Source organism: Streptomyces sp. NPDC127092 (genome assembly GCF_042722475.1).
GTDB lineage: Bacteria > Actinomycetota > Actinomycetes > Streptomycetales > Streptomycetaceae > Streptomyces.
Genome location: NZ_JBHXFE010000060.1, coordinates 16,817 through 40,410 on the forward strand (window position 1 = coordinate 16,817; position 23,594 = coordinate 40,410).

27 protein-coding genes are annotated in these 23,594 nt (G+C 73.9%); 2 read left to right on the top strand and 25 right to left on the bottom strand.

The genetic code is table 11. From position 1 onward, the window contains the following. Positions 1-18 precede the first annotated feature (18 nt). From ACFWJO_RS34125 to ACFWJO_RS34140, 4 genes are all read right to left on the bottom strand, one after another. The gene (locus ACFWJO_RS34125; protein WP_386871564.1) at positions 19-915 is read right to left on the bottom strand and encodes a hypothetical protein; all 897 of its coding nucleotides are present in this window, start codon (positions 913-915) and stop codon (positions 19-21) included. A 587-nt stretch (positions 916-1,502) separates the two neighbouring features. Then, on the bottom strand, positions 1,503-2,087 hold the full coding sequence (locus ACFWJO_RS34130) for a hypothetical protein (protein WP_386871566.1): 585 nt from the start codon (positions 2,085-2,087) through the stop codon (positions 1,503-1,505). Positions 2,088-2,167: 80 nt separating this feature from the next. Continuing rightward, entirely contained in the window at positions 2,168-2,386 is a 219-nt protein-coding gene (locus ACFWJO_RS34135; protein ID WP_386871568.1) for a hypothetical protein, read from the bottom strand. Then, positions 2,383-2,553, bottom strand: coding sequence for a hypothetical protein (locus ACFWJO_RS34140; protein ID WP_376429781.1), 171 nt, complete (start codon positions 2,551-2,553; stop codon positions 2,383-2,385). Before ACFWJO_RS34140 ends, ACFWJO_RS34135 begins: the two co-directional genes overlap by 4 nt. A gap of 184 nt (positions 2,554-2,737) precedes the next feature. On the opposite strand from ACFWJO_RS34140, the gene ACFWJO_RS34145 reads away from it, so the two are divergent. Continuing rightward, positions 2,738-3,778 (top strand): multiprotein-bridging factor 1 family protein, encoded by a 1,041-nt coding sequence (locus ACFWJO_RS34145; RefSeq protein ID WP_386871570.1) that lies wholly within the window; start codon positions 2,738-2,740, stop codon positions 3,776-3,778. A 16-nt stretch (positions 3,779-3,794) separates the two neighbouring features. Beyond that, entirely contained in the window at positions 3,795-4,382 is a 588-nt protein-coding gene (locus ACFWJO_RS34150) for an HD family hydrolase (RefSeq protein WP_386871572.1), read from the top strand. A gap of 149 nt (positions 4,383-4,531) precedes the next feature. On the opposite strand, the gene mobF is transcribed toward ACFWJO_RS34150, so the two are convergent. The 21 genes from mobF to ACFWJO_RS34255 all read right to left on the bottom strand — a co-directional run bounded on the left by mobF (position 4,532) and on the right by ACFWJO_RS34255 (position 23,578). After that, complete coding sequence (gene mobF / locus ACFWJO_RS34155) at positions 4,532-8,746, bottom strand: MobF family relaxase (protein WP_386871574.1); 4,215 nt, start codon at positions 8,744-8,746, stop codon at positions 4,532-4,534. A gap of 892 nt (positions 8,747-9,638) precedes the next feature. Continuing rightward, positions 9,639-9,911 carry a hypothetical protein gene (locus tag ACFWJO_RS34160; protein WP_386871576.1) on the bottom strand — a complete coding sequence of 91 codons (273 nt, stop codon included), beginning with the start codon at positions 9,909-9,911 and terminating at the stop codon, positions 9,639-9,641. Then, on the bottom strand, positions 9,908-10,192 hold the full coding sequence (locus tag ACFWJO_RS34165) for a hypothetical protein (RefSeq protein WP_386871578.1): 285 nt from the start codon (positions 10,190-10,192) through the stop codon (positions 9,908-9,910). Before ACFWJO_RS34165 ends, ACFWJO_RS34160 begins: the two co-directional genes overlap by 4 nt. Positions 10,193-10,245: 53 nt before the next feature. Beyond that, positions 10,246-10,455, bottom strand: coding sequence for a pRL2-19 (locus tag ACFWJO_RS34170; protein ID WP_386871580.1), 210 nt, complete (start codon positions 10,453-10,455; stop codon positions 10,246-10,248). Positions 10,456-10,478: 23 nt separating this feature from the next. Then, positions 10,479-11,096, bottom strand: a complete 618-nt coding sequence (locus ACFWJO_RS34175; RefSeq protein ID WP_386871582.1) for a hypothetical protein — start codon at positions 11,094-11,096, stop codon at positions 10,479-10,481. Positions 11,097-11,161: 65 nt separating this feature from the next. Continuing rightward, positions 11,162-11,389, bottom strand: coding sequence for a hypothetical protein (locus tag ACFWJO_RS34180; protein ID WP_386871584.1), 228 nt, complete (start codon positions 11,387-11,389; stop codon positions 11,162-11,164). A gap of 9 nt (positions 11,390-11,398) precedes the next feature. Then, positions 11,399-11,983: a hypothetical protein gene (locus ACFWJO_RS34185; protein WP_386871586.1), complete on the bottom strand. Its 585-nt coding sequence runs from the start codon at positions 11,981-11,983 to the stop codon at positions 11,399-11,401. 159 nt (positions 11,984-12,142) lie between these two features. After that, the gene (locus tag ACFWJO_RS34190) at positions 12,143-13,063 is read right to left on the bottom strand and encodes a hypothetical protein (RefSeq protein ID WP_386871588.1); all 921 of its coding nucleotides are present in this window, start codon (positions 13,061-13,063) and stop codon (positions 12,143-12,145) included. Between the two features lie 112 nt (positions 13,064-13,175). Next, a complete protein-coding gene (locus tag ACFWJO_RS34195; protein ID WP_386871590.1) occupies positions 13,176-13,352 on the bottom strand; it encodes a hypothetical protein in 177 nt (58 codons plus the stop codon). Positions 13,353-13,363: 11 nt separating this feature from the next. Then, a complete protein-coding gene (locus ACFWJO_RS34200; protein ID WP_386871592.1) occupies positions 13,364-13,816 on the bottom strand; it encodes a Pycsar system effector family protein in 453 nt (150 codons plus the stop codon). Further along, positions 13,813-14,154: a hypothetical protein gene (locus ACFWJO_RS34205; protein ID WP_386871594.1), complete on the bottom strand. Its 342-nt coding sequence runs from the start codon at positions 14,152-14,154 to the stop codon at positions 13,813-13,815. Before ACFWJO_RS34205 ends, ACFWJO_RS34200 begins: the two co-directional genes overlap by 4 nt. Before the next feature lie 18 nt (positions 14,155-14,172). Next, positions 14,173-14,367, bottom strand: a complete 195-nt coding sequence (locus ACFWJO_RS34210; protein ID WP_386871596.1) for a hypothetical protein — start codon at positions 14,365-14,367, stop codon at positions 14,173-14,175. 93 nt (positions 14,368-14,460) lie between these two features. Beyond that, positions 14,461-14,772, bottom strand: coding sequence for a hypothetical protein (locus tag ACFWJO_RS34215; protein ID WP_386871597.1), 312 nt, complete (start codon positions 14,770-14,772; stop codon positions 14,461-14,463). Next, positions 14,772-15,269: a hypothetical protein gene (locus ACFWJO_RS34220; protein ID WP_386871599.1), complete on the bottom strand. Its 498-nt coding sequence runs from the start codon at positions 15,267-15,269 to the stop codon at positions 14,772-14,774. Before ACFWJO_RS34220 ends, ACFWJO_RS34215 begins: the two co-directional genes overlap by 1 nt. 91 nt (positions 15,270-15,360) lie before the next feature. Further along, the gene (locus tag ACFWJO_RS34225; RefSeq protein ID WP_386871601.1) at positions 15,361-16,779 is read right to left on the bottom strand and encodes a transfer protein; all 1,419 of its coding nucleotides are present in this window, start codon (positions 16,777-16,779) and stop codon (positions 15,361-15,363) included. Continuing rightward, positions 16,779-17,612, bottom strand: a complete 834-nt coding sequence (locus tag ACFWJO_RS34230; protein WP_386871630.1) for a hypothetical protein — start codon at positions 17,610-17,612, stop codon at positions 16,779-16,781. The genes ACFWJO_RS34225 and ACFWJO_RS34230 overlap by 1 nt, the downstream gene beginning before the upstream one ends. Positions 17,613-17,698: 86 nt before the next feature. After that, a complete protein-coding gene (locus tag ACFWJO_RS34235) occupies positions 17,699-18,112 on the bottom strand; it encodes a hypothetical protein (protein WP_386871603.1) in 414 nt (137 codons plus the stop codon). 2 nt (positions 18,113-18,114) lie between these two features. Then, a complete protein-coding gene (locus ACFWJO_RS34240; protein ID WP_386871605.1) occupies positions 18,115-20,310 on the bottom strand; it encodes a hypothetical protein in 2,196 nt (731 codons plus the stop codon). A gap of 518 nt (positions 20,311-20,828) precedes the next feature. Further along, a complete protein-coding gene (locus ACFWJO_RS34245; RefSeq protein ID WP_386871607.1) occupies positions 20,829-21,050 on the bottom strand; it encodes a hypothetical protein in 222 nt (73 codons plus the stop codon). Between the two features lie 4 nt (positions 21,051-21,054). Continuing rightward, entirely contained in the window at positions 21,055-21,504 is a 450-nt protein-coding gene (locus ACFWJO_RS34250) for a hypothetical protein (protein WP_386871609.1), read from the bottom strand. 79 nt (positions 21,505-21,583) lie between these two features. After that, complete coding sequence (locus ACFWJO_RS34255) at positions 21,584-23,578, bottom strand: hypothetical protein (protein ID WP_386871611.1); 1,995 nt, start codon at positions 23,576-23,578, stop codon at positions 21,584-21,586. Positions 23,579-23,594 lie beyond the last annotated feature (16 nt).

Below are 23,594 nucleotides of genomic sequence, written 5' to 3' on the forward strand. Positions count from 1 at the left end.
ACGGGCCTGAGCTGCGCGTTATCCACCCCGTAGCCGGGCGGCCTGCAGCTCCGCCCGGCGGGCCACGGCCGGGTCGACGGCGGTGAACGGCCGTATCCGGAGGTGTCCGCCGGCGCCTGGGTCGGGCCCGCCCGGCGGCAGGAGGTCCAGCTCCTGGGCGACGCCGTCGGCCCACCGGCCGTCCGGGCCGGGGCCGCCCTGCAGCTGGCGCACGACGGGCTCGGTGGCGAGGTAGGCCACCGGGCGCCGGGCCTGCTTGTACGCGCGCAGGATCGCGCGGAGGGCGGCCGCGGGCTTGGCCGTGAGCTCGACCTCGAAGGCGGCGAGCCGGCCGCCGGGCAGCACCACGACGAGGTCGGGCCAGTGCACGGCGTGGGCCCCGACGGGCACGGCGAGCGTTTCCCCGCGCCGGGCCCCGGTAGGGACCTGGTGCACGCCGAGGTCCGACAGGAGCTGCGCCGCGCGGCCGGGCACGGCTTCGGCGGCGTGCACTTCCCGCTCGGAGAGCACCGTGTGCCCTTCGCTCTCCAGCCGGATGCCGGCGTCCGCGACGGCCAGGCGGTGCAGCAGGCGCTCGCCCGGCGGCCGCGGGGCGCTCAGGCCGGTGTCGGCGATCCGGGTGCCGCGCTCGGTGGGCCACACGATCGTCCGCGCCCAGCGCACGTCCGCACTCCGGTGCAGCAGCCCGGCCTCGGCCATCAGTCGCACTCGCCGCCGGGCGGCCTCGATCCGCCCGCCCCAGCACGCGTACGCGGCCTGGTGGAGCGTCAGCGTGCTGTACCGGGTGACCAGCCGGAGCAGCTTCTCGTCCTCCTCGGTGCGCTGCCACCCGTCGCCGCGGGCCTCGCCCGTTCCCCGCGTGCGCCGCCGGCGTTCCGCCCGCTCCCGGTAGACCCCCGCCGTTCTCGTCTCCACTGCCTTGCCCTCTCCCTGTAGTTGGCGCACGACCACACGGTTGGCGGTGGCGCTGGGGGCAGGCTGACCTGCGAAGCGGACACGTCGGTACGTGGGAGGCGTCCACCACGGCGTGGAGGACTCCGCGGAGGACCTGACGGCGGAGCTCCGGCAGCGGCGGACGCGAGCGTGCGGCACGTCTTTGGGACGGCGCGTTCGGCAGGTTGACCCTGTTAGACCTAACGGGCCTGATGCGGCGTGACATGCGACGGCGCTCACCCCGTACCGCTGTGGGGTGAGCGCCGTCCTCGTTCGGGTGTTCCGGCCCCGGCGGGTGCCCGGGCTTCGCTACCGTGCCGTCATGAGCGAGCCGTACGCCCAGGGCGAGGACCATCCGGCATGTGGCATCTGCCCGTCGAAGCGGCTGCCGCGCGAGGGGTTCGTGGTGTACTCGCGCCCCTCGTGGGAGTGCCCCTTCGACCCGGCCGACGGCTTCCGCTACACCCTGGAGGATCGGACGCCGGCGTGCGTGCACCCGCACAAGGTGGGGCTGGAGCCGGACCGGATCGCGCCGCCGCCCAGGACGGAGCCGGAGCCCGTGCCGGAGGCTACGCCGCGGCGTAGTCGATGGCGCTTGTCATTCCGCGGTCGGTGATGCCGATGGTGGCGTATGCGCGGTCGAGGACCCGGCGGCGCCGCTCGGTCTCGGCGGCCGGGATCCAGTAGCGCTCGTCGACCGGGCCGAAGGCGGCCTCGTACGCCTGGTGCGTGAAGTCGCCGGTGTCCCACGGGGTGGCGTTGATCTGTTCGTTCACCGTGGAGTGCACGAACAGGCGGCCCGTGCGCTGCTGGACCCGGGACAGGGCGGTGAACTGGGCGGTGAGCGCGTGGCAGGTGACGTCGACCGGCACGGGCACCGGCAGCTCGGCGAGGAGCTCGTCGTCGGTGAGCTCGTAGACGGCGGTCTTGAGCGCCATCACCTTGAGGGCGGCGTCCAGGAGGTGAGCGGAGTCGCGGGCGACGCTGTAGGTGCTGATGAGCGGGCCGCCGTAGAAGTCGTCCCACTCGCTGCTGTACTTCGCGCAGCCGTCGAGGACGGTCTGCATCTCGGCGTCGGCCTGCCAGGCGGTGTGGATCTCGCGGGCCCGCGCGGCGACGTCGGCGGGGGCGGGAAGTGCGGTTGCAGTGTTCACGGATCTTCCCTTTCGTCGGTGGTGCTCGGGTGGTGGCCGTGTCCCCGGGGGTCTGCGGGGCACCCCGGGAACACGGCGGTTCAGCGGGCCACCGGCGGGCGGATGTTGCCGGGCGCGGTGGCGAGCGGGACCGTCTGGCCGGCGGGACGGATGTAGGCGCGGCGGGTCCAGGTGAAGGTGCCGGTGTGGGTGGGCAGCTGCTCGCAGCGGATCTCGATGAGCTCGCCCTCGGTGCCGGAGGCGATGTCCCGCACGGTGCTGCCGACCAGGTCTTCGCCGCTGCCGGTGGCCGGGGTCATCCGGACGGCTCCGGGTTCTCTGGCTCCTGCTCGTCGAGCGCGACGCGGGCGAGGAAGCGGTCGAGTCCGGCTTCGGCGCGGGCGATCAGGCCGGGCGAGGGGACGCCGTAGTCGGGCTGCTGCTGAGGAGCGCGTCGGCGCGGCGGCGGTGTGTCGGCGTGCGTCATCGGTCTCGCTCCTGGGCGTCAACGCGGCGATGGCGGCGGTCCCCGTGGGGGACTTGCGGAGTTGACCGTACGGGCGGCCGGGGTGGGGTAACACTGACCGTGGGTACGAGTTCCCCTCCGACCGGGAGGCGGCCCTGCGATGGGCAGGCAACTACCACCGAGAGCAACGTCCGTAGCCGGGTTCGTGCTGCGCCTGGCCCGGGAGGCCGCGCCCCTGACGCAGGACCAGCTCGCCCAGGAGCTCGGTGTCGACACCGGCACGGTGCAGGGCTGGGAGTCCGGTCGGCGGCCGCTGGCGAACGTGAAGGCCGGGACGCTGCTGGAGCTGCGGCGGCGCCTGCCCGCGCTCGGCGCTCCGGGCGGGATCGTGGGGCTGCTGGAGGCGGCGATGGACGCCGACCGGATCCTCGCGGCCGCCCTGGGCGAAGCCGCCGGTCCGCACCCGCTGGCAGGGTGGGTCCACACCCGGGACACCGCGCACATGCTGGCCTGGGCGCTGACCGGCACGACGCCGCCCGCGCTCGCCGGTCGTCTCCCGCCCGTCCGGCGCGGCCCGGCGCCGGCGTCCCCAGCCCTTCCCGCGGGCCTGCGCGAGACGGTCTTCGCGCACCTGCGGGAGGCGACCGAGCGGGCGGCGCGGCAGGGCGAGGCGGGGGCGCTGCTGCACCGGCAGGCCCTGTACCTGGCCTCGTACGACCGGGGCGGGGACGCGGCCGCGTGGACCCGCGCGGCGCTGCACCGCAGCCGCGACGGTCTCGCGCGGCGGGGGTTCTCCGCGCACTGGGCGGGAGCCCGGTCGACGGCGGCCGCGCTCGCCCGCCAGGGCGACCCGCAGCCGCTGCTGGACTTCATCGACCGCGCCCTGGTGGACGACGACGTCGCCGAGGCGGCGAACCTGAACTACTGGGCGTACTGGGTCGGCGCCATGAACACCCCGCAGCCGGACGACTCGTTCATGGCGGACCGGGCCTTGGCCAGCTGGGATCCGGTGACCCTGCTGCGGGGGCTCGCCCGCGGACTGCACGTGGCGCCGGGGTACGTCGACCTGTACGCCCACACCCTGTGGGTGCTGATGGTCCGCTTCCCGTGGCTGCCGCAGGCCGCCGGGCCGCTGGCCGGCCCGCTGCGCGAGCGGACCGCGCAGCTGCTGGACGGGGCGGAGCTGTCGGCACGATCCCGGCGGGAGCTGGGCAGGGTCCACTACGGTCTCGATCACAACCGCTGACGTACGGAGGACCCTCATGGCCGACGACGACACCGCCCGCGACACCGCCCGGGGCACCGCGAGCTTCATCTCCGAGCTCGGCGTGTTGAAGAAGGTGGCGAGGACCGGCTGGTGGTTCACCGGCAACGCCCACCCGGAGTCGGTCGCCGAGCACTCCTTCCGCGTCGCGGCGATCGGGTCGATCCTCGCGATGATGGAGGGTGCCGACGCGGGGAGGGTGGCGCTGATGTGCACCTTCCACGACAGCCAGGAGACCCGGATCGGGGACATCCCGCACATCGGCCGGCGGTACATCAAGGCCGCCGAGAACGGTGAGGTGACGGCCGACCAGGTCGTCAACGCGCACCCGGCGGTCCGGGCCGGGGTGCAGGCGGCGGTCGACGAGTACGAGGCCCGCGAGACGCTGGAGGCGCAGGTCGCGCGCGACGCCGACAAGCTCGAATGCCTCATCCAGGCCGTCGAGTACCGCGAGCAGGGCTATGCCCTCACGCAGAACTGGATCGACACCTCCCTCGCCGCGCTGAGCACGACGTCGGCGAAGGCGCTGGCCGAGGCGGCGCTGTCCGGCTCGTCCCTGGACTGGCAGAAGAACGTCCGTCCCTGATCCTCCTTCGGCAGGCAGCAGCGCAGAGGCCCCTGGACACGCGTCCGGGGGCCTCTGCGCTGCTACTCAACCGCTATCAGTCCTGTTAGGTCCAACAGGTCTACGAGGGCCCTGGTATCGGCGCGGAGCGACGATACCTTGGTCCCCGCTCACCGCTTCTGGCCGCGGCTCTGCTGCTGAGCCTGGTGGACGGCGGGGGCTGCCGCCTGGTGCTGGACGGTCTGCTGACGGTTCTGCCGGGCGGCCTCGGCGGCGCGGTAGGCCACCTCCTCCTTGTGCCGGTCGGGGCTGAACTCCCGGATCGTCTGCCGGTCCCGCTGCTCCTTGCGGGCCGCGTCGATGTAGCCGCGGAACTGGGCGGCCTCCCGGGTCGCGGACTGGATGCGGCCGTGCGCCTCGTTGCGGCGGCGCAGGTCTCCGGTGTCGATCGCCTGGGCCCGCTCGGGCAGCGCGGTGCGCAGCTCCCGGAGCTTGGTGGCGAGGTCCTCGACGGTGGCCGGCCGGTTGCCGGTTGCGCCGAGGACCCGGGCGTCGGGGTACTCGGTCAGCGTGTCCCACGCCTGGGTCCGGGCGTCCTCGGCAGCGCGCCGGGCGCGCATCTCCTCGGCGTCGGCGGCCACGCGCTGCTCGACCAGGTAGTCGGTGGCCTTCTTCACCGCCCTCTTGGTGGTGAAGGACAGGGCGAGCGTGACGTGGCCGGCCTTGCGCGAGGTCTCGGTCTTGGCGTACTGGTCGCGGAGCTCCTTCGCCTTCTGCGCCGCCCGGGCGGCTGCGGCCGCCTCCTCCTGGGCGCGGGTCAGCAGGGCCTCGGCGGCGGTGAGGGCGACGTCGACACGGGCGGCGAACTCGCGGCCGCGGCTGGTGCCGGCCGCCGTGTCGCGGTCCAGTTCCTCGGATCGCTGCCGGTACTCCTCGCGGGCCTCGAAGGCGATGCTCTCCGCGGCCTCGGCGGCCTCGAGGTACCAGCCCATCCTGCTCCGCAGGTCCTGGTCGGACAGGTCGCCGTACGGCCGGACGCTGGCGGGCTGGATGGCGCGCAGCTGCGCTTGGCGCCGAAGGTCGTCGAGGCGGGCCTTCTGCTCCTCGGACAGCTCCGCGCCGTCCGCGCCGCCGGTCTCGCCGGTGTCGTACGCGGGCAGCTCGGCGTCGTCCTGGCGGTGCTGCTGCTCGGCGGCGGCGCGTTCGGCGCGGCGGGCGGCGTCCTCCCACATCTGCCGCTTGAGCGAGGGGGACTTCGCCCGGGCCGCGCGTACGGTGCGCTCCCGGGCGGCCCGGGCGTTGCGCAGGGCGGCCTCGTGTTCCTCGCTGGCGGTGAGGCGTTCGGTCTGCCGGGGCAGGGCGACGGGTTCGGGGGCGGCGCGCAGCTCGTCGGAGATCATGCCGTCCGGCTTCGACTGCCCGAGGTAGGCGGCGAAGGCGTGGATGCTGCGCTGCAGGAGCTCCGTCTCGGTGCGGGCGGCGCCCAGTTCGCGCTGGGTGCGCTCGTCCTCGACGACGTCGAGCGGCAGCCAGAGGTGGTTGGCCTCCTTGCCGCGGGTGATGCCGGGGTAGGTGGCGTACGCGTTGCAGCCGTGCCCGTAGAGCAGCGACGTGTGGCAGGTCATGCCCTGGGAGGCGGCGACGGTCATCGCGTAGCCGAGGGAGAGAGCCCCGCTGGCGATCTCCTTCGGGTCCATCCACGCGGAGACCTCCTTGGTGCCGCTGGGGGAGGAGTCGTCCTTGGCCCTCCAGGTGATCTGGACGCGGTGGTCGTCGGTGATGGCGGTGACCTTGGCCCGGTAGCCGTTGAGGACGTCGGGCTGGTCGGGGTCGCGGCGGGAGCGGTAGTCGTTGACGCGGACGCGGACGACGTCGTTCTCGGAGAGCACCAGGGTGCCGCCGCCGGGCAGGGCGTAGGTGTGCATGGTGTCGCCGAGCTCGCCGTTCTGACGGCGCATCTCCTGGGCGCCGGCGTTGAGGAGGTCGACATCGCTGTTGCGGGCCGCGAGAACGGCGAGGTTCTCCAGGAGGTCGAGCTCGGCGGGCCACTGGTCGCGCAGCTTGTCCCAGGCCATCAGCATCTGGGAGCGGGCCTCGTCGGCGGTGGCCGCCGGGTGGACGCGCTCGGCGGCCGCGAGGAGCTCCAGGGCCTGGCGGTGGTCGCCGGTGCGCCAGACCTCCAGCGCGGCCCTCTCTGCGTCGTCGCGCTGGCGGCGGTTCTCGTCGAGGGTGAGGCCGCCGACGAGGCGGTGCACCTCGCGGAACCACCCGCCCACGCCGACGGCCTGGAGCTGCTTGGTGTCGCCGATCGCGAGGACCTGCGTGCCGGTGCGGGCCGCCTCGGTCAGCAGCTTCGCCGCGGAGCGGTCGTCGGTCATCGCCGCCTCGTCGACGACCAGGACGTCGATCCCGAACAGCCCTTCGCCGGACTCGATCCGCTGGAGCCAGGAGGCCACGGTGCGCGCGGGGATGGCGGAGGCGTCCTGCAGCCCCTGCGCGCCGACCGCCGACAGGCACGCGCCCGCGTACGTGGTGCCGGTGGCGTCCCAGGCGATCCGGCAGGCGTCCATGAGCGTCGACTTGCCCGCGCCGGCCACGCCGATGACGGCGTCGATGCCGTTCCCGGCGGTGAGCAGCCGGGTGACGACCTCGCGCTGCTGCGCGGACAGCTCGAACCCGGCGGCGACCGCGAACACGTCCATGGCGGCGTCGGCCTGCTCGGTGGTCAGGCGGACCGTGTTGTCGCCGAAGCGCGCGCGGGCCTGGGTGACGGTGACGTCCTCGGCGTCCAGGACGTCGCGGGTGGTGTACCGGTCGGTGCTGCTCATCACCGTGGAGCCGAGGTGCGGCAGCGCCACGGCGTACCCCTCGACGCGCAGAACGTCGTCGACCAGGCGCTGCAGTTCGGTGAGGTCGGCGCTCCCGAATCCGTACGGCAGCGCGTTGACGACGGCGGCCATCAGCGCGGCGCGGCTGAACTCCTTCTGGCTCGCGGTGACGCCGGTCTCGGGGTCGAACACGATGCGTGCGATGTCGCTGGGCGGCGGGATCCGCGGCCCGCCGGGGACGTCGACGGCCGCTCCGCCGTCCGGACCGAGCGGGCCGGGCGCGGCCTCGGCGACCATCGCGTCCACGTCGACGCCCAGGGCCTCGGCGCGCTCCCTCCAGCTCGCCCGCATCCCGTTCGCGTCCGCCTCGTGCTTGGCGTGACGCGTCTTCGCGGAGACGCGCATCTTGTCCTCGCGGGAGGCGTCCTCTCCGACGGTCTCGTTCACCAGGGCCGCGCGCCGGCTGAACGCGTCACGCAGCTGCTCGGGGATGCCCTCGATCTCCCACGCCCGGGTCTTCTCCGCCTGCACCCGCCGTACGCCGAACCGCTCGTACGTGAGCTGCCGGACGCGTCCCTTGAAGACCGCGTCGAGGACGGCGGCGTGCCGGTAGAGGTCCTTCCCGGAGTTGGCGATGCTGCGCCACTTTCCGTCCTCGCACAGCGCCATGTTCGCGATGACGACGTGCAGGTGCAGGTGCGGGTCGCCGGGCTGTCCGTCGCCCATCGGGCGGGAGGCGCGGTGCTCGACGGACCAGCCGAGCAGACCACCGGTCGCGAGGCGCACCGGCTCGCCGTCCTCGCTGCCGACCGCGTAGCCAACCAGCTGCTCCGCCACGCGCAGCGTCTCGTCCTTCGCCTGGTGGACGATCTCGCGATACGCGCGCTCGTCGAGGTCGGGCAGCAGACCGTCGAGCGTGCTGTCCGACTTGGTCAGATCGAGGACGAGGTCCCACCCGCGTACACGGGTGTCGTCGCGCAGGTCCTTGTGGTCGAACGCGAACTGCACCGCGTCCTTGCCGTACACCGCGTCGAGGTCGATGCCGGTCGCGCGGGCGAGCTTGCGCACGGTCTCGACGTGCAGCCGCTGCGCCTCGCCCTTCCGGTTGACCATGCGCTGCTGCTGCGCGAGCAGGCGCTGTTGCTTCGGCTTCCCCTCCAGCAGCGCGGACGCCTCGACGCCGTCCTCGGCAGCCTTCGCCTCGATGGCGCGCAGCAGCGGCGCGACGGTGAGCGTGGCCTTCTCGCTGGCGGTCACGGACGTCTTGGTGGTGATGAGCCGGGCGCCGGTTTCGGGGTGGCATCCCTTCATCAGACGGCGGGCCGCGGCCTCGCCCTCGGGGGTCATGACGGTGCCGGCCTTGAGGCCGACAGCGTCCAGGCCGGAGCCGACCCACACCAGGACGCCGTCCGCGTCCGACTCCAGACGGTAAGCGACCGGCCGGTCCTCGGCGCCCTCGATCTGGCGGCCGGCCCCGTCGACGACACCGCACCCGGCCTGGCGGCTGAGCCGGTAGTCGACCTGCTCGTCGGCCCTTATGTCCGTGACCCACGCCATCCGGCGGCCCCTCCCCGGTCCGCACCTTGTGCGGTTGTGCAGTAGTTCGCTCCTCCCGGCCGCGCCGGGGTTCCCCGACAGGGGAACCCCCTTTGTCCATCCTGGCTTTCCGATCTTGATCGGTCACATGGACAGCGGGGGGAGCGTCGACAGTAGCTCCGGATCGCCGGTTGACCAAGAAACGGTCCGTCAGGCGGTCCGGCTCCACCGGGACGACCGTTGCTCCAGCCGTTCGGTGGGGGACGGCGTACGGGTCTGTCAGCGAGTCTGACGCCGGGTCTGACGGACGCATCCGGAGGGGTCGAGGCGTGTCCGCGATTCGCGGACGGGCCGACGGCGCAACCACGGAGGGTGATCACGCCGGCGGTTGGAGGAGGGGCGGCTCGTGCGCGAGGACAGTGGGCGACGCGGCGATCCCGGCCGCCGGGAGGACGTCGCCAGCGTCGACGAAGGCGTGCTCGATGGCGGCGGCCGCGGCCTCTCCGCGGGCCCCGGGGGGGCACGCCGCAGGGGACCGGCGACACTCCCGGCTTTGCCTGTTCTTGGTGCTGTTCGGGGACCGCGAACGGCGCGCACTTTGCATCCTCTTTACCCGGTGGTCCGGGCAGTTTCGTGCGCGGGACGGTCCCCCGGTGTCGTCCGTTCGGCGCGCGGGGACCGGTCCCGATGGCGTGCCGGACGGTCCCCGCGCGCGGTCCCCGAATGGTCATCAGGGGGACGGTCCCCGTGTCGGTTCGTCAGGGGGACCGTCCCCGTGTCGAACCGTCAGCGGGACCGGTCCGCGTCGCTCGGGGACCGGTCCCCGGACACGACGAAGCCCCCGTCCGCAGGGTGCGCGGACGGGGGCTTCGGTAGGGGGGCGGTCACCGGCTGCCGGTGTTCTTCGGGGGCGTCAGGGCCCGGCGATGAGCCAGAGAATCAGGACGGCGTCCAGGTCGACGTTGTACCGGTAGACGACGGAGATCCCTCGTCCGCTGGTCTCCTCGGGCAGGAGCTCGATCACCCATGACGTCGAGCGGGGGTCGGCGTCGGGCAGACCGCGGGCCCGATCGGAGTCCGGGTCTTCCTCGAGGAGCCGGCGGACGGACTCGACGGCCGCCTGTTCGCTCGTGCTGAGCTCGCGCAGGATCTTCTCCGAGGCGTCGCTGTGGAACGCGCGGGTCACCGAGCCCCCTCGGCCATCTTCTGGCCCAGCTCGAAGGCGACGTCCTCGGTGCTGCGCATCAGGGCGGCCATCGCCTGCGGGTCGCACCGCAGCAGGACCCTGTGGCGGTACGCCTGGGTGATCTCACGGACGCTGGTGAGGTCGTCCAGGTCCGCGTCCGCCAGCTCCCGCTCGAACTTCTCGGCGTCGCCGGGCAGGCCCCAGACGCTCAGGGCGGCGCGCAGCTCGGCGAGCGTGCGCATCGGCGGTACGACGTCGTGGTGGTCGGGCTGTGCTGTCACTGCCTCTCTCCTTCGGTCGGTGCTTACGAGTGTGCTCCCGGCGCGGCCGGCGGTCACTGGTCGCGTACCTCGATCCCGGCGGCGTCACCGGGCGGGCGGGCGACGACGGACAGGCGGACGGTGCCGTTGTCGAGCGGGGCGAGCTGCACGGCGTGGTGGGCGCCGCGGCCGTCGCCCAGGGCGTCGGTGTCGAACGCCTCGGCGGGCAGGTCCAGGGAGCCGCCGTGGTGCATCAGGACGGCGACGAGCATGGCGTGGGACATGTCCGCCGGGCTGGGTAGGCCGCTCACCAGTGGCCGCCCTCGTCGCCGACGAGCTTGGCGATCTGGTGGCCGGCGGTGGCGTTGATGTGCTGCACCGCGACGGCGATGGCCTGCTTGGCGTCGTCGATCAGCAGCTCCTCGACGGGCCACTTCCCGGCGGGCTCGTGCAGCTGCCAGTCGTCCGCCGGCAGGCGCAGGGTGGCGGAGAGCAGCAGGGCGGGGCGGGACTCGTCCTCGGGGGCGTGCAGGGCGCTGGGGCCGTCGGAGGAGTACGAGTACCGGTCGGTCTCCCAGTCGCGCACGGCGTACGGCGGACGCACGCCGGGGGCGAGCTGTCCGTGCTGAACGGGGGTCTCGATCACGACCAGGAGGCGGCGGTCGTAGTCGGACTGGGTGAGGCGGACGGAGCTGATGCCGGGCCGGATGCGGACGTAGCCGGGGGTCATGATCGGCGGGGTGGCGACGTGCCAGGCCCAGACGAGGAACGCGGCGGGGTCGGCGCGGTCCTCCTCCCAGAGGCTGTCCAGCTTCTTCGCGAGGTAGCGGCCGAAGCGGGAGTCGAGCGGGGCGCCGGAGTCGCCCATGTCGCGGTCGTAGTCGTCGGCGACGCGGACCAGGGTGGTGCCGGACCAGTCGGTCACAGGGGTGCTCCTCAAGGGGGAGCGGGGCCGGTTTCGGCGGCCCCGCCGGGGTCGGGTCGAAGGGGTCAGCCGCCGTAGGGGTGGCGCTGGAGGCTGCGGGGCGCGATGGCGCGGACGAGGTCGGCCAGGGCCTGGGTGGTCGGGTCCTGGGCGGCGGCCGCGAAGAAGGCCGGCGCCTCGTCGACGACGAGCACGACCGGGGGTTCGGGCGTCCGGCCGAGGACGGCGGCCCGCGCGCGGGCGGCCTCGCTCAGCAGCTCCAGGACGGCGTGGGGGTTCGTGGTGCCGATCATGGTGGTCTCTCAGTGGCGGAAGATGTTGCCGAGCTCGCCGCGGACGAAGGCGCGGACGATCTCGGCGACCTGGGACGCGCCGGCCGTGGAGGCCGGGGCGACGATCGACAGGACCGAGGCGCCGTGCTGGTCGAAGGCGATGTCCCAGCCGCCATTCGTGTAGATGCCGACGGTGACGTTCGCGTCGCCGTGGAAGCCGCCGCGCGGGGTGTCCGGGCCTCGCTCGACGACGACCTGCGCGCGCGGCCCCAGGCTGGCGGTGAGCCCGAGCTCGTCGGAGGTGAGCGCGGCGAGCAGGTCGCGCTGCAGGGCACGGACCTGGTCGGAGGTGCGCTCGGGGTCGGGGGTGCGCTCGTACTGCCGGGAGACGGCGTCGAGCGCTCCGCCGGGCAGATCGGCCACCCATCCCCAGTCGGAGGCGGTGACGCCGTGGCGCTCGCCGGCGGCCCACAGGTCGGTGAGCAGTTCGGCGGCGTGCTCCAGGACGCTGGGCACGTACAGGGCGCGGCGGCTCTTCGCGGCCTTCTCGACGGCGGCGTACGCCTCGGTGGAGAAGACGGGGCCTTCGGGGGCGGCGCTGTCGGTGGTGGACATGGTTTCCTCTCAGTGAGCCCGGGGCCGGTTTCGGCGGCCCCGGGCTCATCGTGTCGCGTGGGTGGGGCGCTGGGGGCGGGTTCCGGCCGAGCGCCCCTCTTGGGGGTGTTGGGTCTAACGGATCTGACCGGGTCCGAGCTGGGGTTTCCGCCGGAGGTGTCAGCGGTCGACGACCGGGCGGTCGAGGTCGCGGTGGATGAGCTCGACGGTGAGGCGGCGCTGGGTGAACGCCTGGGCGGAGACGGCGAGGCCGTACTCGCGGGCTGCCTCGACGTCGCCGGAGACGACGGCGGCGAGGGCCATGGCCGTGGTCGCGGCCCTGTGACGTCCGCCGGCGCACTGGGTGACGACCGTGAGGGGTGCCGGGGTGGGGCCGTGGAGGTAGCCCTTGATCTGCAGGGCGGTGGCGGCGACGACCTCGCGGACGCCGGGGGTGTTCATGACGGTGTCGCGCACCGCCTGGTCGTGGGCGGTGAGGCCGCGCAGGCCGGGGTTGATGTGCGGATCCCGGAAGGCGTGGCGAAGGTCGAGCGCGATCGTGGCGCGCTGGAGGATGTCGGCGTGCGGGCCGTCCTGGCCGTCGTGGAGGCGGCCGATGGAGACGATCGTGACGTCCGCCGGCGGCTGGGCAACGACGCGGTCGCAGCGGGCGTCCCAGCCGGTGCAGTGCTCGGCGGTCCGGCCGTCCTTGTCGTAGCGGACGGTGATCTGCCAGACCGGCCAGGTTCCGTGGGGCCGCGGGCCGGGGTCGATGGCGAGGACCTCGTACTCGCTGCCGTCGTATCCGTGGTCGTAGCGGCCGCCGACGCGGCGGGGGCCGATCTGGGTGGCGATCCACTCCTCCCAGGTCATCTCGCGGCCGTCCTCCCGGTCGCCCAGCGTGTCGGCGTCCGTGCTGCCGCCGCACTCGGTGCACCCGCTGCGCGCGCACGGGTTCACCGTGCCGCAGGCCGCGCAGGTCCAGGACGGGCGCTGGCAGTCGTGGCAAGCGTCGTAGCCCGGCGGGTTGTCGGCGCCGCAGACGCAGCCCCAGGCCCTCTTGGCCTTCTTGGCGGCGGCGAGGTCGGTTTCGTAGCTCATGGTTCTCCTGCTCAGAGCGGGTTGCCCCTGTTGGGTCCAACAGGGGTGATACGGCGGCCGGGCCGGGTCCGGGGGACCGGTGCCCGGCCGGGCGGGTGAGGTGAGGGGCTCGCTACTCGGCGGGGACGACCTCGTCGAGGGTGGGGAACTGGTCGCGGCCGTCGTCCATGCGGACGGTGAGGTGTCCGCTGACGTGGACCTCGCGGATCACGCCCTGGTCGCCGGGGTGGGCGGTCGTGCCGAGGGCGCTGATGGTGGCGGTGAGCTGGACACGCTGTCCGACGCGCATGGGGACTCCGTTCACAGGAGGGCGTCGCCCAGGAGGGCGAGGGCGAGGAGGGTGAGGGAGGCGGCGGTGATGTCGCCGGCGAGCTGCAGGCCGCGGTACTTGCGGACCGCGATCTTCGAGAGGTCGACGAGGTGGGCGGCGCCGTCGGGGTGGCTGGCGAGGTCGGCGGTGAGCTCGTCGGGGGTGCAGGTGGCCCAGTGCAGGAAGTTGCCGCGGGCCCGGGCGGCGAGGCGGGGGCGGACGGCGGCCAGGACGGTGAGCATCGCGGTGATCAGTCCGGCGGCGCCGAGGGCGACGAGGGTGGCGACCGGGCCGGGGAGGTCGCGGCCGGGGAGGACGGCGACGAGCGCGGCCAGCGGCAGTGAGACCGTGCTGAGGAGGGTGCCGGCCTTGGCGTCGGTGCGGGTGATCTCGGCGAGGACGGTGGTGGTGGCCGCCTGCACGCGAGCGTCGCTGTCGTTCACGCCTGCTCTCCCTCGGTCTCGGTGGTCCACGTCCAGGACTGGCCGGTGCGGGCGGCGGTGGCGGCGGCGATGCCGAGGCGGGCGGCGAGCGCGGAGTGCTGCTTCTTGAGGCCCCTGGTGGTGGAGGCGCGGTGCAGCAGGGCCGCGAGGGTGTCGGCCTGGGCGGCGTCGATGTGCTGCTGGCCGGTGCCGGCGGAGGAGAGGAGGTCGGTGAGCGGCGGGTGTTCGGCGGCGGGCAGGAGCCCGGGAAGGTGCTGGGCGAGCTCGCGCAGGGCGGCGGCGTCGAAGACGTCGACGCCGAAGAAGTCGGATCCGTGGCTGACGGTCACGGTGGTCATGGCGAGGTTCCTCCGGGGTCAGAAGTCGATCTGTCCGATGAGGGCGGTGATGCCGTGGGCGGCGCTGTTGATCGGGTCGGCGAGGCCGGTGGAGGCGAGGAAGAAGCCGAAAAGGGCCGTCGCGAGGGCGGGCCAGGGGCGCAGGGAGCCGCTGCGGAGCAGCAGGGCGACGAGCCCGGCGAGCAGGACGACGACGCTGATGGAGAGGGCCACAGGTCCTCCTGGTGGCATCCAGGCAGCCCTATTGGACCTGTTGGGTCCAATAGGGCTGACGGGTGTTGGTCTGGGGTTTCTTGCAGGGCCGGGTTACGGCTGGGCGCTGGCGATCGTGGCCAGCGCGGAGCGGAGCCGGGGAACGGCGTCGCCGCGGATGAAGCCGATCGCCTCGTTCACGTCTTCGGCGGCCTCCTCCAGGCCGTCGTCGTCGAGGCGGGTGGTGATGTCGTCGAGGAGGTCGCAGAGCAGGCCGAGGACGCTGTCGTGGGGCTGGCCGGTCCGGGCGAGGGCCTGGAGCACGGCCGCCATGTCCTCGACTTCGGCGGTGTCGCCCAGCGCGAGGTCGCGCAGCCGGTCGACGGCGACGGTGGTGGTGGCGAGGGCGAGGGTGGCGTCGTCCATCACCGGCCGCCGAAGGTGTTGTTCGTGCGGGCGATCATGCCCTTGGTCGTGCTGGACAGGTTCGTCGTCTCCTGGCGGACCGGCCCGGCGTAGTGGTGGTGGTGCGTGGTCGTGGTGCTCATGTCGGCCTTGGCCCGGCCCAGGGACTTGAGGAGCGACCCGGCGGCGAGGACCAGGGCGACGGGGCCGGCGGCGCCGATGGCGAGGGTGACCGGGTCGACCTGGCCCAGGGTGTAGAGGACGAGCGAGACGCCGCCGCTGACGGAGAGGGCGGCGACGCTGCCGGTGAGCATCAGGGCGCTGGCGTCGGTGGCGCGCTGGGACATCGGGGGCCGGCCGGGCTGGGACACGGGCGGGGCGTCCCCGTACGCCGGGGTCGGGGAGGGGTCGCGGTACGAGAGCGGCGCGGGCCGGTACGCCTCGTGGATGAGCTCCTGGGCGCGGGCGTCGGCCTCGGCCTCGGTGAGCGGGCGGGCGGCGGGGTCGTGAAGGCTCATCGTGGATCTCCTTGGGAGTGCGGGCGGGCAGGGGAAGGGCCGGGCCCCGGAGTTCGTCTCCGGGGCCCGGGGTGCTGCACGTGGGGAGGGGTCAGCCGGCGGGGATCGGGATGACCAGGCCGCTGCAGTCCGGGCGGGCGACCTTGCCCTCCTTGCGCAGGGTGCTGATCGTGGTGAGCACGCTGCCGCGCCGTACCTCGCGGCCGCCGTCGGCGTTGAGCGCGGCCATGAGGTCGACCACGCTCATGCCGTCGGCGGGCAGGGCGGCGAGGATCCGCTGGGCGGTCGACACCGGCCCGGCCGGTGCGGCCTTGGCGGCCCCGCCGGCCTCCGCGTGGTCCAGCGTGGCCCTGGTCGGGCCGGCGGGAGCGGGAGAGTCGACCGTGTAGCCGAGTTCGAGTTCCTTCGGCGTGAGGTGCAGCCGGAGGTCGATCGGTTCGCCGGGCGGGGCGGCGGGCCCGTACAGGTCGAGGATGACCGGGTCGTAGCCGATGCAGGGGGCCACCGAGCCGACGACGAAGGTTCTGGCCATGCTCGTGGGCCGGGCGGCGGTCAGGTGGTAGAGCATCCCCTGGCTGTTGACGTCGTCCGGGTCCTCGGTGGCCGTCTCGTTGTAGCGGCGGACCCGCTGGACGCGGCCGACGACCTTGGGGATCGGCTGGAGGGCCTCGCCGCGGGGGACCAGGCCGTCGCCGACGAGTTGCTGCATCATGCCGCTGGACCAGCGCAGCAGGACGACTTCGCCCTCCTTGAGCATCGCGCGGAGCGTGTCGCTGCCGCCGAGCTCGTCGAGGTGGCCGGCCTGGGCGGCGATGATGATGCCGACACCGACGCTGCGGCCGGTGCGCCCGAGCTCCTTGATGAGGTAGGCACCCTCCTCGCGGAACGGCGCCCCCTTCTCCAACAACCTGTTCGCCTCGTCGACGATCCCGTACACCAGGGGGTCGGGGGCGTCCTTGACGAAGCCGGAGCGGCCCATGTCGGCGTACGCCTTCATGCGGCGGTGGGCTTCGTCGACCAGGCCGCGCAGCATGAGGATGGTCTCGAACTGCGTGGTGACCCTGGTGGCGACCTGTCCGTTGGCTTCGGGCACGGACTGGCCGGACTTGAGGTCGGCGAGGTGGACGACGATTCCGGAGAGCTTGCAGGCGATGAGGATCGCCTGCACCAAGCGGCTCTTTCCGGCGCCGGTGGTGCCGAATACGGCGGCCCGCTGGGCGTTTCCGGTCCGGGGGTCGAAAAGCCTGAACCGGAGCGGGACTCCGTCGTAGTAGGAGCCGATGGTGATGAAACCGCGGTCGTCCAGGAGCAGGTCCTCGAGCCGGATCGACCTCATGTTCATCAGCGGGTTGGCCGGGTAGACCCGGACGATGGCCTCACGGCCGACGCCCTGCTCGAAGATGACCCGGCTTCGGTCGTCCACTCCGAGGTAGTCGCACAGGGCGTCGTGGTCGTATTTCTTCACCCCGCCCGCGGGCGTCTTGAGTACGTATTCGCGGACGTCTTTCATCAGGTCAGTTCCTCGCGGAATTCGTAAGTGTTGGCCTCGATCAGTTCGACGCCCGGCATTGCGGTCTTGGCGATGTCCGCCCAGATCTCCTCGTCACTCGCGCCGGTCTTGGCCGTGGCGGGCGCCTTGGGGCGCGGGCCGATGACCAGGAGGCAGACGCCGGCGCCCCGGCCGGGGACGGGACCGACCTCGATCAGGTCCTCCGGCATGTCGAGGTGGGCGGACAGCTGCTCGACGGAGAGCTTGGGGACCGGGGTGCCGCGCCGGGCGGCCCCGATGATGGCCGCGACGCAGTTCTCGTCGAGCCGCTGGTGGTCCAGCAGGACGGTGCCGGGGGCGATGCCGCCCTCGACTGCGAACTCGCGCGCCCACCAGCGTCCGGCCTCGGTGGTCGGCTGCAGGAGGTCCTCCTCCGGCTCCGCGGCGGGTTCCTCGGGCGCCTGGACGACGGCGAGCTCCTGGGCCTGGGCCTCGCCCACGAAGTCGCGGGCGAGCTGCCCGGGCCGGATCCACCAGGTGGCGGCGGTCCACAAGGCCACGCAGCCCGCCTGCACCGTGATCGACAGGGGCGTGTCGGGTGCGGCGGCCTCGGCGATCAGCAGGGCGGCGACTCCGGCGTGCGGGGCGGCGTAGACGGTGATGGCAGTCGGCCGCAGGTCTTTGGGGCCGCGCCAGATCTTCGGGCTCATCACCAGCCCGGCGCCGGCGGTGAGGACGGCGGCGCCGAGGCCGGGACCGATGACGGCGTCGGTGGCCAGGCCGCCGGTGAGGACGGCGGCTCCGGCGACGGTGGCGATACGTCCGGCCGTAGCGCGCCGGAACACTCGGGCCATCTTCACGAGGAAGACCTCCTGTTTCGGGAACGGGGGAGGGGCCGGGCCCGGGCTCGGGTCCGGCCCCTCCGAAGGGGGTGCGGGGGCTAGCGGGTCTGGTAGTAGAGGCGGTTGGCGTTCCGGCCGGGCTTGGACGAGAACGACTCCTGGACGGGGCCGTAGTCGGCCTCGTGGCCGTCGCGGGCGGCCTGGAAGGCGCCGGCCATCTCGGTGGCTGCCGTTGCCAGGGCGTCGGCGTCGGCGAGGACGTCGCGCATGACGGTGGCCGCGTCCTGGTGGGCGCTGGTGACCGCGTCGTCGACGTCGAGGCTGGCGGCGATCTCGGCGAGCTGGTCGACCTCCTTCGCGCACCCCTCGACGTAGTCGTACGCGCCCTTCACCGCGTGGCTGAGGGCGAGCATCGCGGCCGAGGCGGTGGCCAGGCGGGCGGTGATGATGGTGAAGGTCACGCCGTCGGAGACGACGTCGGCGACCTTGCTCCCCAGGTGTTCGAGGTCCACGGCTACTCCTGGTGGTATTCGGCTTCGGCCGGGGCGGTGTGGCCCATGTCGGCGGTGGTGTCGGCGGGCTGCTTGTCGTAGTCGGCCGCGACCTGCCCGGCGTGCGCGATGGCCTCCGAGGCGCGGGGCAGGCCCTGCGCCAGGCCCTCGGCCTTGGACTCGACGGTCTCGGCCATCTCGATCAGCCGGGAGCACCAGCCGACCAGGACGCCGGGGACCTTGCGCCCCTCCAGCTCCGAGTACAGGCCCTCCAGGGAGGCGACGAGGTCCTGGCAGCGGTCCCGGACGATCCGGGCGTGCTCGGCCCCGGCCATGATCTGCTCGGCCTTGTCCTCGTCCGACTCAATGACGTCGTAGACCGTGAGCTCGGAGTCCTCGGCGTACTGCACGCTCTCGACTCCCTGCACGGCGGGGGATCCCCCCATGGGCCGTGCCTCCTTCCTCTGGTGCGGCACCGGAGCGCCCGGTGTGGCGCTCGCGGTGGTGGTGGGTGTGGCCGCCGGCGGGGCTGCCGGGAGGGCCTGGGGCACGCGCGGCGGCCTGTCGGGGCGGGGCGGGCCGATCCGCTCGACGGTGTAGGTCGCGGTCATCCCCGGTGGCGGCCGCAGCCACGTCCCGTCCGCGCCCGGCATCGGCGGGGGCGGAGGGGCAGCGGCCCGGTTCCGGCGGGACTTCGATCCAGGACGGCCGGTCGCGGCACCGGGCGGTGCCGTGCCCGCCGCCGCGTTCGCCGCGCCCGCCTTCGTGCGCCGCAGCCGCCGCGTGCTGCCGCCGATGGCACCCGCACCCGCCGGAGCACCGGCGGGCTTGGGCGGCACGGTCGGCTTCGGCGGGACCGTCGGCTTCGGCGGCACGGTGCCCGCAGTCCCTGGTGAGACGGGCGAGACCGGCTTGGACCTGGGCCGCTTCGGCGTACGGCGGGTGAGGCTGACCTTCGGCCCGCCCGTCCCCGGCGGCGGCTTCGGCCGGGGCTTCTTCGTGAGACTGACCTTCGGCCCGCTCGTCCCCGAAGGCGGCTTCGGCCGGGGCTTCTTGGTCAGGCTCACCTTCGGCCCGCCGGCCCCGACCGGTGCCTTCGGCTTCTTCGTGAGACTCACCTTCGGGCCGCTGGCCCCGGCCGGTGCCGTACTGCCCGGCGTCGGCGGCGGCTTCGGCTTCTTCGTGAGGCTCACCTTCGGGCCGGTGGTCCCGGTCGGCGCGGTCCCCGGTGCAGTACCGGCCTTGGGCTTCTTGGTCTTGCTGATGACCGGCGCGGCCAGGTCCTTGCGCCGCTCCTCGAGCCGTCGCCCGGCTTCCTCGGCGGTGGCCTTCGCCAGGGTGGTGCGCTTGGGGGCGGCGGCCGCGGCTTCCTTCTTCTTCTGCTTGGCCTCGGCCCGGGCCTCCCTGGCTTTCTGCTGGGCCTCGTCCTTCGCTTCGCGGGCGGCGGCCTTCCGAGCGCCCCGGGCCTCGATCCGCGCGGTGCGGACCTTGTCCTTCGCGTCCCGGACGGCGTCCTGCGAACCGTTCTTGCGGGTGCGGGCGGCGTCCTTGTCCTTCGCCCGGTCCTCCAGGCGGGCGGCCTGTCGCTGCTCGCGCCGCTGCGCCTTGGCGCCCTGGCGGGCCGCGGCCCGCTCCTGGCGGCCGCGGGCCCGTTCCAGGGCCGGGGTGGAGTTACCGGAGCCCGGCGACTTGCCGTCCTTGGGGGACTTGACCCCCTTGGACGCCTTGTCGCCGCCCGAGCCCTTGCCCTCCGCCCCCTTGCCACCGGATCCCTTCGGGCCGGTCGCCGACGGCTTCGGCGGTGTGCCGCCGCTGCCTTTTGGGGCGTCAGGCGTCTTGCCGCCGGGCTTCTTCGGCAGCCCGCTGGACGGGCTGGTGGTCGTGCTGCCCTTCGGCCCGGGCCCGGTGCCCTTCGAGGAGCCGGTGCCTTTCGTCCCGGAGCCCCCGAAGGTGCCGGAGCCGGACTTGCCTCCGGTGCCCTTGCCGCCACCGCCCGTTTCGGCGGAGCCGGAGCGGGCCTTGGCCTGGGTCTGGGCGGTGGTGTCGTAGATCTTCTGCAGGGCGGCTTCGTGTTCAGCCCTCGCCTTGGCCTGCTCGGCCTTCGCCTTCACCTCGGCCTGCCGGACGGGCGCCAGGTCCGCGAACTTCTGGCGGCGGTCGTCGAGCCACTGGTGCATTCCGCGCAGGGCGGCGACCGCGACCCCGAGGGCGACCAGCATTCCGCCCCGGGCCCCTTCCCGGCCGGCTCCGCTGCTCGACGCCAGCGCGGCCGGGATGGCGGCGGGAGTGGCGGGCAGCGGGGGGACCGGCGCGGGCGGTACGGCCGGGGCCGGAACGGCCAGCGGCGGGGGAGCGGGAACCGCCGCCGCCGGGGCCGGGGTCGCGGGGACCGGGGTCGCAGCGGGCGGAGACGGCGGAGACGGCGACGGGGCCGGGCTGGGCGGCGGCCCCGGCGGGGGCGGAGGAGGGGGCGGCGGAGGCCCCGGCGGAGGAGGGGGCGGCGGCGGAGGGCTGCCGCCGGGCGGACGGAACGGCAGGACCGTGCCGCCGCCACCCGCTCCGCTTCCGTTGTTGGTGCTCATGACTCTCCCGAGAGGGGTTGACAGAGCGTGACCGCCTCGTGTACGCGCGCGCGTGTCCGCGCGTCCGTGTGCCCGCGCGTCCGCATAATGCGTGCGCGAGGCGGTCACAGCCCGGCTTGAACGATGGATTGATGGACCCGGACACCCGGGCCAGGTCACTCGCTGTAGCGGTCGACCCAGGTGGCGATCGTGCGGGACAGGTCGTTCCACGCCTCCGGATCGCCGCGCCGCTCGCGGTCGGCGGCGACCGAACGGGCCCGCTCCATCCACGACTCGGCCAGGCCCCGCGGACCGCGATCGGCCCGCTCGGCCTGCCGCTGCTCGAAGTGGGCCCGCTGGTTCAGCGCCCGCCGCTCGGCCCTCGTCTGTGCGGCCACCGGCTCAGGCTCCCTTCCTCAGGCCGTCGAAGACGTCGTCGAAGCCGGTCTGCTGGGCGGGGACCGTGCGCTCACCGGTCTGGGCGGGCTCGATGGCCTGCTTCTCCTGCCTGGCCAGGGCCTTCTTCTGCCGCTTGGCCTCCCGCTTGTCCGGCAGCTCCTCGTAGGAGTGCTGGAAGCGGGCGTTGAAGGCCCCCAGGGCCGGCAGGACCTTCTCGACGTTGTCGGCGGCGTCGAACAGCGGCTTGACCACGTGCTTGGCGCGCAGCCAGGGCTGGCCGGGGAAGTCTCCCTCGATGCGGCCCTCCTCCTTGAGGACGGCCTCCATCTCCCGCGCGATCCGGCGCAGGTCGTCGGCGAGCGGCTGGAGCTGCGCCCGGCGCTGCTCCAGGTGGATCGCCCGGTTCGCGGGCGACCTCATGTGATCGGGGGTCCAGCGGTTCTCGGCGCTCATGAGAGTCCTCTCGCGGTGTGCGCGGATCGGGGGATGGATGAGCGGCGGGCCCCGAGCAGGGCCCGCCGTGCCGTACGCGTCAGCGCGTCGGCGTGAGGTGCTTGGCCCGGTCGGCCGGGCTCAGGAGCCCCGCCTCGTCGAGCAGCCGTACGGCCCGGTCGCGGTTGCAGCCGAGCGCCGTACGGGCGGCGTTGACGGTGACGAACCCGTCGGCCGTACGGGACAGCTCCCGCAGGGCGGTGACGCATTCGGCGTCCGTACGGGCCGGTGCCGGGCTGCCCGTACGGGTCTTCGCCGTACGGGTCGCCGTACGGGCCGTACGGGTCGCGGGCGTACGGGCCGTACGGTCCCGCCCCGTACGGCCGTCCGTACGGGCCGTACGGTCGGGCTCCGTACGGTCTGCCGTACGGGCCGTACGGTCGGGCTCCGTACGGTCTGCCGTACGGTCCGTACGGTCGGGCTCCGTACGGTCTGCGTCCGGGCCGTCCGTACGGTCTGCCGTACGGGCCGGGTCGTCCTGCTCCGTACGGCTCGCGCTCTGCCCGTCCGTACGGGGCCCGGTCCCGGTGGCGTCGCCGTCCGGGCCGTCGGTCGCCGCGGGCTGCTCGGCGGCCGCCGGCTTCTTCTCCTCGTCGTCCTCCAGGAGGCGGTGGATCCGCCAGACGATGAGGACGACGACGATCACCGCGACGGAGATGAGCCAGACCGACGGGTGCTTGGCGCCGTCCGCCCCGAGCTCTATCCCGACCCCGGTCATGTCCGCCGCGTGGTACGTCAGGTTCGTGGCGGCCATGAGCCCGAGGGCGAAGGGCACGTCCTTCTTCTTCCGGAACGCGGTGACGGCGTAGATGTCCAGGCCCACCGGAAGGGCCCAGCCCGCGTCCCCGATCGGCGTCTCGCCCAGACCGACCATGGAGGCGAAGGCCCACTCGCCGGACGCGGTCAGGATGATCACCGCGCCCAGTCCGGTCCAGAGGCTGACGTGCTTGAGGATCTCGCCCCGCGACTGCTTGTTCTCCAGGCTCTTGGCCCGCTTCTCGGCGAGGTCGCGGGCCGCCCGGGCGGCGGCCCTCTCCTCCTCGGCCTCCCGCAGTGCGGCCGCGGCCTCCCTGCGGATCTCCGCGGCCGCCGACGTGGCCGCCGCCCTGGCGTCGGACTCGGCCCGCCGGCGCAGTTGCTCCGCCTCGGCGACCAGCCGCTGGCGCTGCTCCTCACGCTCCCGGACGTGCTTCTCACCGAGCTCGCGGAACTCGTCCTCGACGAGGGCCTGGGCCTTGTCGTTCTCCTGGCGCTGGCGGACCAGTTCGGCCTCCAGCTCCTTGCGGCGAGCGGCGAGCTCCTCCTCCAGGTCGAGGAGGGCGGAGCGGCGGGTCAGCTCCAGCTCGGTGTCGAGGCCGGCCCGCCGGGCCGCGATCTCGGCCGCCTTCTCCTGAGCCTCGCCCAGGATCCGCGCGGCGTCCTCCAGGGCCTTGCGGTAGGCGGCCTCGGCGGACACGCGGCGCATGTCCACCAGGGCGGTCGCCCGCTCCTCTGCGGCGGCGAGGACCTCGTTCACCTGGTCCTCGGCCTCGGCGAGCATCTGCCCGGCCTGTTCCTCGGCGTCCGCCATCGCGGCCGCCAGGACCTCGGCCACGCGGGCCTCGTCCTCGGCCAGGGAGCGGTCGAGGTGCGCTCGTGCCTCGGTGCTGGCGGCCTTCCGGAGCGCTTCGGCGTCCCGGGTCGCCTGCCGGAGCCGGTCCCCGGCCGCGTCAGCGGACTCGGCGAGGACCTGCCGGGCGGCGGTGGCCGCCGCCCGGCGGATCGTCGTGGCCTGCTCCTCGGCGCCCTGGCGGATCTCGGCGGCCTCGGCCGCTGCGGTGAGGCGGGCGGTGTCGAGGACCTCGGTGGCCAGGGCCAGGTTGTCGGCGGCCCGGTCCCGGGCGTCCGCGAGGAACGGGTCCGCCTCCTCCCGCCCCCCGGCGGCCGGGGGCACCGCCGGGCCCTCGGCGGGGCCGGGGCGGCGGGGCGCGGGGGGCTTGCTGCGTGCGGTCGTCGTCTTGCGGGTGGGCTTCCGTGTCGCGGTACGGGCCGCCACGATGCCCTCCTTCCTT

What these genes read in the sequence shown, in the direction of transcription:
- ACFWJO_RS34140 (WP_376429781.1), bottom strand. Translation starts at nt 2,553, where the DNA reads ATGACGCACGCCGACACACCGCCGCCGCGCCGACGCGCTCCTCAGCAG.
- ACFWJO_RS34225 (WP_386871601.1), bottom strand. Translation starts at nt 16,779, where the DNA reads ATGAAAGACGTCCGCGAATACGTACTCAAGACGCCCGCGGGCGGGGTG.
- ACFWJO_RS34240 (WP_386871605.1), bottom strand. Translation starts at nt 20,310, where the DNA reads ATGCTGGTCGCCCTCGGGGTCGCGGTCGCCGCCCTGCGCGGAATGCAC.
- ACFWJO_RS34215 (WP_386871597.1), bottom strand. Translation starts at nt 14,772, where the DNA reads ATGGACGACGCCACCCTCGCCCTCGCCACCACCACCGTCGCCGTCGAC.
- ACFWJO_RS34135 (WP_386871568.1), bottom strand. Translation starts at nt 2,386, where the DNA reads ATGACCCCGGCCACCGGCAGCGGCGAAGACCTGGTCGGCAGCACCGTG.
- ACFWJO_RS34170 (WP_386871580.1), bottom strand. Translation starts at nt 10,455, where the DNA reads ATGTCCCACGCCATGCTCGTCGCCGTCCTGATGCACCACGGCGGCTCC.
- mobF (WP_386871574.1), bottom strand. Translation starts at nt 8,746, where the DNA reads ATGGCGTGGGTCACGGACATAAGGGCCGACGAGCAGGTCGACTACCGG.
- ACFWJO_RS34195 (WP_386871590.1), bottom strand. Translation starts at nt 13,352, where the DNA reads ATGCGCGTCGGACAGCGTGTCCAGCTCACCGCCACCATCAGCGCCCTC.
- ACFWJO_RS34205 (WP_386871594.1), bottom strand. Translation starts at nt 14,154, where the DNA reads ATGACCACCGTGACCGTCAGCCACGGATCCGACTTCTTCGGCGTCGAC.
- ACFWJO_RS34190 (WP_386871588.1), bottom strand. Translation starts at nt 13,063, where the DNA reads ATGAGCTACGAAACCGACCTCGCCGCCGCCAAGAAGGCCAAGAGGGCC.
- ACFWJO_RS34180 (WP_386871584.1), bottom strand. Translation starts at nt 11,389, where the DNA reads ATGATCGGCACCACGAACCCCCACGCCGTCCTGGAGCTGCTGAGCGAG.
- ACFWJO_RS34230 (WP_386871630.1), bottom strand. Translation starts at nt 17,612, where the DNA reads ATGGCCCGAGTGTTCCGGCGCGCTACGGCCGGACGTATCGCCACCGTC.
- ACFWJO_RS34150 (WP_386871572.1), top strand. Translation starts at nt 3,795, where the DNA reads ATGGCCGACGACGACACCGCCCGCGACACCGCCCGGGGCACCGCGAGC.
- ACFWJO_RS34250 (WP_386871609.1), bottom strand. Translation starts at nt 21,504, where the DNA reads ATGAGCGCCGAGAACCGCTGGACCCCCGATCACATGAGGTCGCCCGCG.
- ACFWJO_RS34185 (WP_386871586.1), bottom strand. Translation starts at nt 11,983, where the DNA reads ATGTCCACCACCGACAGCGCCGCCCCCGAAGGCCCCGTCTTCTCCACC.
- ACFWJO_RS34220 (WP_386871599.1), bottom strand. Translation starts at nt 15,269, where the DNA reads ATGAGCCTTCACGACCCCGCCGCCCGCCCGCTCACCGAGGCCGAGGCC.